The sequence below is a fragment of the Rhodococcus sp. NPDC127593 genome (assembly GCF_042671975.1).
In the GTDB taxonomy this organism is placed as follows: Bacteria; Actinomycetota; Actinomycetes; order Mycobacteriales; family Mycobacteriaceae; genus Rhodococcus_F.
Window position 1 is genome coordinate 270,443 of record NZ_JBHXWI010000001.1, and the last position, 11,764, is coordinate 282,206.

11 protein-coding genes are annotated in these 11,764 nt (G+C 68.1%); 10 read left to right on the plus strand and 1 reads right to left on the minus strand.

The features are described 5' to 3' along the window. Positions 1 to 252: 252 nt before the first annotated feature. The 7 genes from ACFVJ3_RS01360 (at position 253) to ACFVJ3_RS01390 (ending at position 9,051) form a co-directional block, all read left to right on the plus strand. Positions 253 to 1,050, plus strand: coding sequence for an SDR family NAD(P)-dependent oxidoreductase (locus tag ACFVJ3_RS01360; RefSeq protein ID WP_378450321.1), 798 nt, complete (start codon positions 253 to 255; stop codon positions 1,048 to 1,050). Next, positions 1,047 to 1,916, plus strand: coding sequence for an alpha/beta fold hydrolase (locus tag ACFVJ3_RS01365; protein WP_378450322.1), 870 nt, complete (start codon positions 1,047 to 1,049; stop codon positions 1,914 to 1,916). The genes ACFVJ3_RS01360 and ACFVJ3_RS01365 overlap by 4 nt, the downstream gene beginning before the upstream one ends. Further along, on the plus strand, positions 1,916 to 4,513 hold the full coding sequence (locus ACFVJ3_RS01370) for an AMP-binding protein (protein ID WP_378450323.1): 2,598 nt from the start codon (positions 1,916 to 1,918) through the stop codon (positions 4,511 to 4,513). Before ACFVJ3_RS01365 ends, ACFVJ3_RS01370 begins: the two co-directional genes overlap by 1 nt. 358 nt (positions 4,514 to 4,871) lie before the next feature. Then, positions 4,872 to 5,531: a TetR/AcrR family transcriptional regulator gene (locus ACFVJ3_RS01375; protein ID WP_378450324.1), complete on the plus strand. Its 660-nt coding sequence runs from the start codon at positions 4,872 to 4,874 to the stop codon at positions 5,529 to 5,531. Between the two features lie 29 nt (positions 5,532 to 5,560). Beyond that, positions 5,561 to 6,751 carry a hemerythrin domain-containing protein gene (locus ACFVJ3_RS01380; protein WP_378450325.1) on the plus strand — a complete coding sequence of 397 codons (1,191 nt, stop codon included), beginning with the start codon at positions 5,561 to 5,563 and terminating at the stop codon, positions 6,749 to 6,751. A gap of 11 nt (positions 6,752 to 6,762) precedes the next feature. Next, complete coding sequence (locus ACFVJ3_RS01385; protein ID WP_378450326.1) at positions 6,763 to 7,851, plus strand: DUF2332 domain-containing protein; 1,089 nt, start codon at positions 6,763 to 6,765, stop codon at positions 7,849 to 7,851. Positions 7,852 to 8,754: 903 nt separating this feature from the next. Next, on the plus strand, positions 8,755 to 9,051 hold the full coding sequence (locus ACFVJ3_RS01390; protein ID WP_378450327.1) for an MTH1187 family thiamine-binding protein: 297 nt from the start codon (positions 8,755 to 8,757) through the stop codon (positions 9,049 to 9,051). 7 nt (positions 9,052 to 9,058) lie between these two features. Here the strand turns inward: ACFVJ3_RS01390 and ACFVJ3_RS01395 are convergent, their stop codons facing one another. Then, positions 9,059 to 10,021 (minus strand): helix-turn-helix transcriptional regulator, encoded by a 963-nt coding sequence (locus ACFVJ3_RS01395; RefSeq protein ID WP_378450328.1) that lies wholly within the window; start codon positions 10,019 to 10,021, stop codon positions 9,059 to 9,061. An 87-nt stretch (positions 10,022 to 10,108) separates the two neighbouring features. Here ACFVJ3_RS01395 and ACFVJ3_RS01400 point away from each other — a divergent pair, with 87 nt between their 5' ends. Genes ACFVJ3_RS01400 through ACFVJ3_RS01410 form a run of 3 tightly spaced genes read left to right on the plus strand, consistent with a single transcriptional unit; the run spans position 10,109 to position 11,737 of the window. Then, positions 10,109 to 10,525, plus strand: a complete 417-nt coding sequence (locus tag ACFVJ3_RS01400; protein WP_378450329.1) for a VOC family protein — start codon at positions 10,109 to 10,111, stop codon at positions 10,523 to 10,525. Continuing rightward, positions 10,525 to 11,130, plus strand: a complete 606-nt coding sequence (locus tag ACFVJ3_RS01405; protein WP_378450330.1) for a YdeI family protein — start codon at positions 10,525 to 10,527, stop codon at positions 11,128 to 11,130. The genes ACFVJ3_RS01400 and ACFVJ3_RS01405 overlap by 1 nt, the downstream gene beginning before the upstream one ends. Before the next feature lie 49 nt (positions 11,131 to 11,179). Then, complete coding sequence (locus ACFVJ3_RS01410; RefSeq protein ID WP_378450331.1) at positions 11,180 to 11,737, plus strand: DinB family protein; 558 nt, start codon at positions 11,180 to 11,182, stop codon at positions 11,735 to 11,737. The last annotated feature ends 27 nt before the right edge of the window (positions 11,738 to 11,764 follow it).

Consider the following 11,764-nt stretch of genomic DNA (forward strand, 5'->3'; position numbering starts at 1 on the left):
ACATTCCCTTCGTTGCTATACAACTGTATCGGAAAATATTTGTTTGTAAATAGAACTGGTCGCCGATATTGCGGCGCGCAAGTCGGGGCGACTCGGAGTGCGCAATGCGGTGGGCTTTACATAAGAATGTTTTACGATACGGTTGTATAGTAGGATGTGATGCCAACACGGGCGGTGCGGTGAGAGTCGAGTGCCGTTGTCGCAACCGGGCTCAACCGCAGCACGCAATCACCACAACTGAGGGAATCAGTCATGAGCAATGCCCAACTCACCGTCGCCGGTGCAGCAGGTACCCGGCCCGTCCTGGCCGACAAGTTCCGCCTCCAGGACAAGGTGGTCGTGATCACCGGAGCGTCGTCGGGGCTCGGGGTCGCGTTCGCCGCGGCATGTGCCGAGGCCGGTGCGGACGTGGTGGTGGCCGCACGGCGCGCACACCTGCTGGAAGAAACCCTCGACACGGTGACCGGCACCGGTCGCCGTGGCCTCGCTGTGGCCGCGGACGTCTCGAACGCCGACGACTGCCGCAAGGTGGTCGATGCGGCCGTGGAGCGGTTCGGGCGCGTCGACGTTCTGGTCAACAACGCCGGCATCGAAGACCACGCCCCCGCCTCGCGGCTGTCGTTGGCCGAGTTCGAACGTGTCGTCGCGGTGAACCTCACGGCATGCTTCTCGATGGCTCAGGCGGTCGCCTTGGCGATGGCGCCGGGCTCGTCGATCGTGAACGTGGCCAGCGTCATGGCGCACACCACGCTCGACGCCCCGACGACGGCGTACTCGGCGTCGAAGGCCGGGCTCATCGGTCTCACCAGGTCGCTCGCACGACAGTGGTCGGGGCGCAAGGGAATTCGGGTCAACGCACTGCTCCCGGGGTTCTTCCCCTCGGAGATGACCGACGGCCTCCCCGGCGAACTCATCGGTCACCGACTCGTCATGGGCCGCCTCGGCGATCCGGCCGAACTCGCCGCGGCGATGGTCTTCCTCGCTTCCGATGCCAGCAGCTACATGACCGGTAGCCAGCTCGTGGTGGACGGTGGGTTGCTGCTCTCATGAGTCACCCGATCAGCGAGCGGCGGGTCGTCGTCGCCGGCGTATCCACACGAGTGCTCGAAGTCGACGGAGATGGGCCGCCGATCCTGCTGCTGCACGGTTTCACCGACTCGGCGGACTCGTGGCGCCCGCTCATGCAGGTGTTCGCGAGCCGGGGGCGCCGCGCCGTGGCGGTCGATCTGCCCGGCAGCGGTCGCGCCGATCGGCTGGCCCGCCCGGCGTTGCCCCACCACGACGCGTTCGTCGACGGATTCGTGCGTGCCTACGCCGAGCACGGCGATGCGGTTGCGGTGGGAAACTCGCTCGGCGGCCTGCTCGCGCTGCGCGCGGCCGCGCGCAGCGAGGTATCGCTGAGCGCCGTGGTCGGCATCGGGCCGGCAGGCCTGGCCTACGGCTGGCGGCTGCGATATCTCACGGCGGTCCTACGCTGCCTGGACCCGATGCTGCAGTTCGTCGACCGGGCACCCGTCCCCGCAACGCTGGTCCGCCGCGGCGCCGCGCGGTTCTATGCGCGTGGCCTAGCCGCGGGCCGCGGCGAGGCGGGGCTCGCGCTGCGGTACGCGGAGCACGTGCAGGGCATGCGCGATGTGGGCAGGTTGCGCGGCGATCTGCTCGCGCTGAGTCGGGAGGGTGATCGCGACCCCCTGCGGACCGACCGGATCCGCATACCGGTCCTGTTGATCTGGGGCCGCAAGGACAGGCTGGCCGATCCGAACAGCGCGCCCGCTTTCCTGGCCACGGTGCCCACCGCAACGCTCGAAACCCTCGACAATTGCGGCCACTGCCCGCAACTCGAGGAACCGGGCCGCATCGCCGACCTGATCCTGTCCACCCCCTGCAACCAACCGAAACCGAAAGCAGAAAGCTAATGGGCTCCACCCCGAGCGCGAGCAACATCGATCGCGTCATCGCAACCATCGTCAACGGCATCGAGGTCGCCAGGTACGGCGGCCTCAAGACCGAGGAGGATCCCGCACCGCACGACGTCGTCGCGCACGAACCGGTGTACCGGCTCCGGCACTACTACCCGGACTCGCCGGCCGGGCTGTCGCCGGTCATTCTCGTACCGCCGCTGTCGCAGGTTGCCGTCGTGTGGGATATTTCGCCGCAGACCAGTGCGGTCGCGATGCTGCGCGAGCAGGGCCTCGACCCGTGGGTGGTCGACTTCGGTGATCCGGCGGTCGAGCCGGGCGGCAACGCGCGCACCTTCGGTGACCACGTGCTCGCCGTGGTCGACGCGGTGCAGCGGGTGCGGCAGGCGACCGGTCGGGACGTGCACCTGGTCGGGTACTGCCAGGGCGGCATCTTCTGCTACGCGGCGACCGCATATCTCGGCAATGCCGGGGTTGCGAGCGTGATCGCCCTGGGCAGCCCTCTGACGACCCTCGACATCGACCGCATCGTTCCGCAGGACCTGTTCTGGGGCATCGTCGGGCTGGAGAGCAAGATCATCGGCAAGACCGGCCTTCCCCGATGGTTCGTCACGCAGCTGTTCAACTGGTCGAGCCCGCATCGCAACATCCGCAACGACATCGAGTTCCTGCTCGCCCTGCACGACCGCGAGTCGCTGCTGCCACGCGAACCGCAACGCAAATTCCTCAAGACCGGTGCGTGGGTCAGCTGGTCTGGTCCGGCTCTCGTCGAACTGCTCGAATTGCTCGCGGACAACCGCCTGGTCGAGGGCGGCGTCGTGATCGGTGACCGCACCGTCGGATTCGCGGATATCACCTGTCCGATCCTCACCTTCGTCGGTGAGGCCGACTTTCTGGCACCGCCGGCAACGGTGCGCGCCGTCCGGCGGGCGGCACCCAACGCCGACATCCACGAATGCACGCTGCCCGTCGGACATTTCGGGCTGCCCGTCAGCTCGCACGCCAAACAGAAAACCTGGCCCGGCATCGGTGCGTGGGTGCGCTGGACGAACGGCGAGGGCGACCTGCCGGACTTCATACACGAACTCGAGCCGTCCTCCGGCAACGAGCAGCCGGCCCCACGCGGAAGCGTCGCTGGACTGACCTACGGCGCCGGTCTCGTCGCCGAGACCGGGCTCAGCCTCCCCGCCACCCTGTCGCGCGCCGGGAAGCACCTGGCAAACACGGTCGTCGAGCTGTCGAGGGAGGCGGTCGCTGCTGCGCCCCGCCTGGTGCGGCTCGAATCGATGGGTCCGCGCACGAAGATCTCCTACGGTGCGCTGCTCGACGGCCTGGCCCGCTCGCGACCTGACAAGGCGGCCTTCCTGTTCGCCGATCGCGTGCACACCCACGCGGAAACCAAACAGCGCATCGACAGCGTGGTCTGCGGGCTGGTGTCGGCGGGAGTTCGCAAGGGCGAGCGCGTCGGAGTGCTCATGCACACCCGCCCGAGCTCACTCGTCGCAATCGCGGCCCTCAACCGCATCGGTGCGGTCGCCGTGTTACACCGCCCGGGGCACGACCTCGACGAAGAGGTACGGCTCGGGCACGTGACGAAGATCCTGGCCGACCCCGAGCACGCGGCGACCGCGACAACAACCGCGCTGCCGGTGTTCGTGCTCGGCGCAGTCCACGAAGACCGCGTCATCCCCTCCGGCGCGGTCGACCTGGAGCAGGTGGATCCCGACCACGTGCGCCTGCCCGCCTGGTACCGGGCGAACCCGGGGTGCGCCGGCGACGTCGCGTTCGTACTCTTCGGCGGGGTGGGGGAGCAGACCCGCGCCGATCTGATCACCAACGGGCGGTGGGCGATCTCCGCATTGGCAGCCTCGACCGCGTGCGCGTTGACCCCGGGCGACACGATCTACTCGAGCAGCCCGCTGCACCACCCGACCGGCCTACTGCTGGCGACGGCCGCCGCAACCGCGTCCGGTGCCCGCGTGGCACTGATCGACGAGTTCGACCCGGAGACGTTCTGGTCTCAGGTGCGCCGGTACCGGGCCACGGTGGTGACCTATACCCGGGACATGCTCGAGCCGCTGGTCGACGCGCCGGAGCGAATCCGGAAGAACCACCCCATTCGGCTCTTCGTGGGCTCGGCGATGCCGGCCGACCTGTGGCGGCGGGTCAGTGACCGGTTCGAATCGATCGGCGTGCTGGAGATGTACGCCTCGACGCGTTCGGACGCCATCCTCGGCAATGTCAGCGGCCGCAAGATCGGTTCGGTGGGCAAACCGCTGCCGGGGACGCCACGAGTGTGCGTCGTCGAGATGGAGGACGGCCGGATCCGCACCGGCGAGGACGGCTACGCGGTGCCTGCCCGGCCCGGAGAGGTCGGCCAACTGCTCGTCGACGCCTCGGGGAAGATATTCGCCGGCAACGACATCGCGCTGCGCGGTGTGTTCGGCGGGGACGACGAGTGGATGGCCACCGGCGACCTGTTTCGCGTCGACCGGGACGGTGACTTCTGGTTCGTGACCTCGATGCCCGGCGTCACCGAACAGCCCGACGTGTGCCTCCTCGAACTCGGGACGGTGGAGGCTGCCACCAGCTGAACCCTCCGTAGTGCGACCTGAACGAGGGCGCCCGAATGACTCCGGCTGTGCGGTGTGGTGGCGTTTCACCTGGGCATCCAGCGCCAGAGCCGACCCGTCGGTTCGACTGAGACCGCCTGAGCGCCGGCGCTGACGGCAGGCGTCCAGGATCTGGATCGGCCCCACCGCGCGAGCGACGGCTCGCTCCCGCCTCGCCTATCTCGCCGGCGGGCGACGCACCCGGCCGGTCGCGGTTCTCCGACCGGCCACAGTGTGCGGGAAGGGGTGCTCCCTGAACGTGTTCGGGTCGGGACGGGCCGGGCCCGAAAATCCCTTGAACAGTGTTGTATTGAAAACTCATGCGTTCTAGAATGGGGGTATGGCAACGGTCGAGTACGACTCGGCGGAGCCGGGCGGATCGGGGACCCGCCGGTACCGCTCTCCGCTGCGTCGGATGCAGGCAGCTCAGACCCGGGCGGTCGTACTCGAGGCCGCCACCAGGTTGTTCGCCGAGCACGGCTGGGTCGGCACCGGCATGAGGGATGTCGCGCGGGCCTCGGCGGTTTCAGTCGAAACCGTCTACACGACGTTCGGATCCAAGGCCCACCTGTTGAAGGCGGCGCTGGAGGTCGCCATCGTCGGCGATGACGCTCAGGTGCCGTTGGCCGACCGGCCCGTCTACACGGCGATCGGTACAGGGCGCACGACCGGCGACCGCACCGAGACGGGTGCGCGCATGATCGCCAGGATCAACGAGCGCATCTACCGCCTGGCCGTGGCAATCCGCCAGGGTGCGACGGCGGATGCCACGCTCGCAGCGGTGGCCGCCGACCTGGAGGGGCAGCGCAGGCGCTCGGTCGCCGACGTCGCAAACCTCATCATGGGCCGTCACGCCGATACCGGTCAGGTCGACGAACTGTGGGTCCAGACCGGCGACCAGGTCTACGCCCTGCTCGTGGACGAATGCGGTTGGAGTCGCGTCCGCTACGAGTCATGGTTGATCGACCGCATCGAAGAAATCCTCGACCGCCCGGTGTGACACACGGGCGCCATTGTCTGGAGTAGGTCATGACAACCGACACTCTGCCGCCCGCCGACACTCGGATCATGCGCATCGTCCACAGCGCGCTGCGCCGCGATATCGCTCGCGCCGTGCAGGTGCTGCGCACAGCACCTCCGCCCGCGCAGACCCAGCGGGTCGCCCTCGCCGATCATCTCGTGTGGATGATGCATTTCCTGTACCTGCACCACAGCGGAGAGGACCGTGGGCTCTGGCCGCTGGTCCGTGAATTGAACCCGGCCGCCGGAGCACTGCTCGACGCGATGGACGCGGACCACGCGCGAATCGGCCCCGAGATGGAGCACGTCACCGCTGCGGCAACCGAATATCGTGCGCATCCGGCTGCCCGAGAAGACCTTTCGCATTCCCTCATCGCTCTCGAACAGGTTCTGTTGCCGCATCTGCAGCGCGAAGAGGACGAGATGATGCCTGTCGTCGCCCGCACCCTGACCCGTCGTCAGTGGGATGACGTGGAGCAGCAGGTGTTCATCGCCTCGAAGACCAAGCGGGAGCTGGGGGTCGAAGCTCACTGGATTGTCGACGGTGTCGATCGGGAAGACTACGACGTCACCGTCGGCAAAGTCGATCCCGCGACCCGGTTCATGCTGATCCATACGTTCAAACGACCATATCGGCGGGCATGCGCCGCCCGGTGGGGCGCCGATCTGGACGTGAGCCCGCGGCTTCACCGGCCACCCCGCACCGAGGGCTCGGCAGAACTGTGGATCGACGTCCCGGCTCGGCAGCTGTACGACGCGGTCGCCGACGTCACCCGTATCAGCGAACGCAGCCCCGAGTGCCGCAGCTGCGCATGGCTACCGGGACGGCCGCCGGGGAGCGTGGGCGCCCGATTCCGGGGGCACAACCGCGCACATCACATGCGCTGGTCCCGGGTCTGCGAGGTGACCGCCGCCGATCCGGGCAGGAAGTTCGAATTCCACACGGTGTCGGATCGGCGCAACCCGCTGTACCACGACTCGACCACCTGGTCATACACCTTCAGAGCGGACGGCGACAGGACACGGGTGACGCACTCGTATCGGATCGACGTACTGCCGTACCGCCCGCTGCTCTCGCTCTACTCACGCCTGCAGCCGCAGCACCGGGACATGCGGCCGCAGATACGGCAGAATCTGGAGGCGCTGCGACGGCAGGCGCTCGCCGGCACGCCGACCGGGCCCCTGCCCCGAACGGCTTGATGTGATGCCAGGTGACTGCAGGAAGCGCCGTATTCGTGGGTAGGGCCCGCACACTCGCTCAGGTGTACCGACGCTTCGGTGAGGTCGACGCCGCCGACACGTCGCCGCTGTACGCGCGGGTCGCCGTCGCCCTGAGTGAATCCGACGAGGCGCTGCGCGCCATCGAGGCGGCGCAGGCGCGCAAGCGGCACCCCACGGTGATCCTCGCCGCGCTGCACGACCTCGCCCTCGCGGGACGCGCCCCGGCGCTGGCCGCGGCCTATGCCGCGGCGGACGGCGACGCTGCCGCCGCTGCGGCGATCGACACGCTGCTGCGAATGACCGACTCGGTCGTGGCGCTTGCCGTGCGTCGGAAGATGCGGGCCAACGAGACCGGACGCTGCGCCGTGCTGTATCCGGCCATTGCCGAGGCGGCGCGCCGGGTCGGCGCGAATTCGGTGGGGCTGATCGACGTGGACTGTTCGGCCGGGCTCAATCTCAATGTCGATCGCGTGGGCATCACGTACGGCAACGGACAGTCGCTGGGCGACCCGTCCTCTCCCGTGCAGCTGTCGGCGTCGATCGTGGGGGACAGGCCCGTGCCGACGCGGGCGATGCCCGAGGTGGTCGCCCGGGTCGGCGTCGACCTCGATCCGGTCGACGTGACCGACGCGGATGAGGCCCGATGGTTGCGCGCCTGCCTGTGGCCGGATCAGCCGGAGCGGACCGCGAGGCTCGAGGCGGAGATGGCGTTGGCGGCGACAGGCCCTCCGCTGCTGCTGCACGGTGACGCCGTCGAGGTGATGCCGGACGCCGTCGCCAGTGTGCCCGCGGACGCCATGCCTGTCGTCACCACGACGTGGGCGCTGTCGCGCTTCCCGCTCGAGAACCGGCTGCGCTTCCTGCACCGCCTCGACGAAGCGGCGGCCAGCCGGCCGGTGGCGTGGGTGTCAGCGGAGGGAGTCGGAGTCGCGCCGACGATACCGACACTTGGCGATCGCCGCGCCTCCGGCCACAGCATCATCGGTTTGGCAGTGTTCGACGGGTCGGCTCTGCACGCCGAGGCCATCGGCCGCTGCTGGTCTCAGGGGCGCTTGCTGGCGTGGCTGGCAGACTCCTGACGGAGTGCCCGGCGCCGGCAACGATGTGGGGATCGTCCGGGTCGAATCCTGATCGCACGGCGCCGCTCACCGACGAAGCACGGAGGTCGGCGTCGTCTCCCGAGGTCGGCAAATTTACTCGCTGTGATCGGGGGGTGGGGCGTCAGTGTTGCGGTGAGTCAGGCTGTGGTCGGCCAGGGTCGGGCGTGTGTCGGCGGGTGAGGATTTTCTCGCTTCGCTACTGTCGCAGCCGCGCGCTTCGCCGGAGACTTGTTGCTCCCAGTACGAATCCGATCGTGCCCGTGATGCCCACGGAACTCCCATGCGATGTCCTCTCTGTGCGCGTGGTGGAGGAGATCGCGCTTCCCGTCACGTCAGATCGCGCGATTGGCGGCCTGTCTTGCCACTGCCGAGCCGTGTCTTTCCTTTGTACGCCTCAGCAGTGAGGTCCGTCGTGCCCAGCGGACCGGGTCGGTGACCTCGCGGCTCGCCTACTGGGCGAATTGGAAGTATCGGCCGGCGCTCGAGCTCACGTTCGTTGCCTTAACTGAATATGCGGGGTAGACCTGAGGTACGGATCCACGGCAGACCAAGGTTGGACCGGAAGAGAAGATTCCACCTCTCGGTCGTGGCGCCCAGCACGAGTTGTAGGCACCCACGCAAAAGCACGGCCCACTAACTGGGCTCAGCGCGGTGGGCTTGCGTCAGACGGGGGGATGTCTGACGCCGAGGCCACATTTCACCCCGCGCAACCATGCAGGTTGGTAACCAGATGTTCGTGCTCGCGGGCGGCGCCCCCTTGACCAGGGGCGCCGCCCGACGTGTGTCTGTGGAACGACCTGTTCGGGCGGGCGATCGGGGTGCAGCGGAAACCCGGACGATGTGAATCGATGGTGCCCATCGATTCACAGAGAAGGAGAGCGCATGCTGGTGGCCTTCAGTGTCAGCCCGATGGGCGGGGATTCCGACAGCGTCGGTGCAGCGGTCGCCGCTGCCGTGCGGGTGGTCCGCGAGTCGGGGCTGTCCAATGAGACCACGTCGATGTTCACCACCGTCGAGGGTGAGTGGGACGAGGTAATGGCCGTCGTGAGGCGTGCGACGGACGTTCTGCTGGAACAGTTTCCGCGGGTCAGTCTGGTTCTCAAAGCGGATATCCGGCCGGGGCGCAGTGATCAGCTGCGAGCGAAGGTCGAGTCGGTCGAGCGCTACCTGACCGACTGAGGCTCGGTCATGCGCCCTCACCGTGTTCGCCGGCGTAGTTGCGGGCGAGTTCCGCGCCGATCCGGGCGAGCTCGGCCCGGACCGATCGCGGTTCGAGCACCTCGACCGTCGCACCCCAGCCGGCGAGGTTCCGGGCGATATCCAACGGGGTCGGTGCGGCGAGCCGGACCCGGGCGCGACCGTCGTCGTCCGCACCGTCCGTGTGGCAGTGCCGCCCGAACTGATCGCGCAGTATCGGCACGAACCTGGCGTCGATGAGCACGGTCGCCCAGATCGTCGAGCGCCGCTGTTCCACCTCGCCGACCACGTCTTCCCACGCCGCGGCGAGTGTGAAGTCGTCGGGGCGCTCGGCGGGCTGCTCCGTCGATTCGGCGTGGACGATCCGGTCGACTCGGAAGGTCCGCTGCGCCCGTTCGGTCCCGGCCAGGAGATACCAGATGTCGTCCTTGTCGACGAGACCCCACGGATCGACCAGCCGCTCGGACCGTTGCCGGGCGCTGTTCGTATAGGTCAGGCGCACTTTCCGCCGCCGGATCACGGCGGCCTGCAGCAGGTCGACCATCTCGGGCCTGCGGCGATCGCGCTCGCCCCACCGGGTGGGATCGATCATGGTGGCACTGGCGGCGGCCTCGGCATCGGCCCGGAAGGTCTGCGGCAGTGCCCGAACGAGTTTGCGCAGCGCCGCCTTGGCCTCGCCCGAGACAGCGGCGGCCGGGCCGACCAGCAGGAACAGGGCCTGCGCCTCGGTCGCGGACAACCCGCTGAGGTCGGTGCGAGCGCCGCCCACGAGCGACCACCCGCCGCCGCGCCCGGACTGCGGGTAGACGGGGATGCCCGCAGCGGACAACGCCTCCAGGTCACGGCGAGCGGTGGCGACGGACACTTCGAGTTCGTCGGCCACTTCGGCGGCGGTCACCCGACCCCGGGACTGCATCAGCAGGAGGGTCGCGACGAGTCGGTCAGCGCGCATGTCTTAAGTCTCCCTCGGAAAGTGCTCAATTGGTGAGCACTTTGAGTCGGAGGATGGGTGTTGTCACCGACCGAGGAGGAACCACCCATGTTGCGAGGACTCACCACCGTCAACTTCTACGCCGACGACCTCACGGCCGCCCGGGCCTGGTACACCGAACTACAGGGGGTCGAGCCGTACTTCGTGCGCTCGGTGGAGGGGGCGCCCGCCTACATCGAGTTCCGGATCGGCGACTACCAGCACGAACTCGGCATCATCGACAGCCGGTTCACGGCGCCCGACCGGTCATGCGGAGCCGAGAACACGATGACCTACTGGCACGTCGACGATCTGGAGGCGAGCGTCGAGCGACTGCTGTCGCTGGGTGCCACCCTGCACGGAAAGCCGGTCGATCACGGGCCGGGATTCGTCACCGCGTCCGTGGCCGACCCGTTCGGGAACATCCTCGGCGTGATGTTCAATCAGCACTACCTGGACATTCTGGCTGCGAAGGCAGGCGCCTGATGGACACCCACGATGTGAACACCGTCGTCGCTCGCACGACCGCCCAGTGGCGTGCCTGGCTTTCGGAGAATTCCCGGACCGAGAACGAGGTCTGGCTGATCATCCACCACAAGGACAGCGAAACGCCGGGCGTGCGATACCACGAGGCGATCGAGCAGGCCCTGTGCTTCGGGTGGATCGACGGCCTGCACCGCAGACGAGACACCGACAGTTCTCAACTGCGTTTCACCCCGCGCACCCCGCGCAGCATCTGGAGCCGGGTGAACCGGCGGCGCGCGGCGGACATGATCGAGCAGGGACTGATGACCGAGCACGGTTATGCCGCCATCGATCTGGCCAAGGCCAAGGGCACCTGGGAGAACATGGCGAATGGGGACAGCGCGGTCGTCCCCGGCGATCTGCGGGCAGCGTTCGGGCGAAACGACGCTGCACGCGCGAACTTCGAAAAGTTTCCGCCGTCTTCGACACGGTTGATCCTGGAGTGGATAGCGTCAGCCAGGAAGCCGGACACGAGGCAGCGGCGGATCGAGCGGACGGTCACGCTGGCGGCGATGAACCTCCGGGCCAATCATCCGGGGGTCCGGGTCCCGGACGGTGTGCGGTAGCCGTCGCGGGACCGGTGTCCGATCGGCGACAGGGGAGACGGGAGACGACATGGACTGGCCGCACGAACTCGCCGATCAGCTCGGCTGGCACTGGGAGCAGCAGTTGCGTCCCCGGCTGGAGGGGCTGACCGACGAGGAGTATTTCTGGGAACCCGCGCCGGACGGCTGGAGTGTTCGCCCGCGCGGCGAGTCGCAGGCGCCGGTTCAGGCCGGAAGCGGCGCGTTCACTATCGACTTCGCGTTTCCCGAACCGGACCCGCCACCGGTCACCACCATCGCGTGGCGGCTCGGGCACGTGATCGTCGGCGTCTTCGGCATGCGGATCGCCAGTCACTTCGGCGGGCCGCCGGTCGACTATCAGACGTTCGACTACGCCGGCACCGCGGCTGAGGCGCTTGCACAACTCGACGACAACTATGCGGCCTGGTCTGCAGGTGTCCGAAGCCTCGGAGTCGAGGGTTTCGCCCGGCCGTGCGGCCCGAGCGAGGGACCGTTCGCGGATTATTCGATGGCGGCATTGGTGTTGCACATCAACCGGGAGGTCATCCATCACGGCGCCGAGGTGGCGCTGCTCCGCGATCTCTATCTGCACCGGCCGATACCCTGACCGGAATCCGGGTCGGCTCCACAGGTT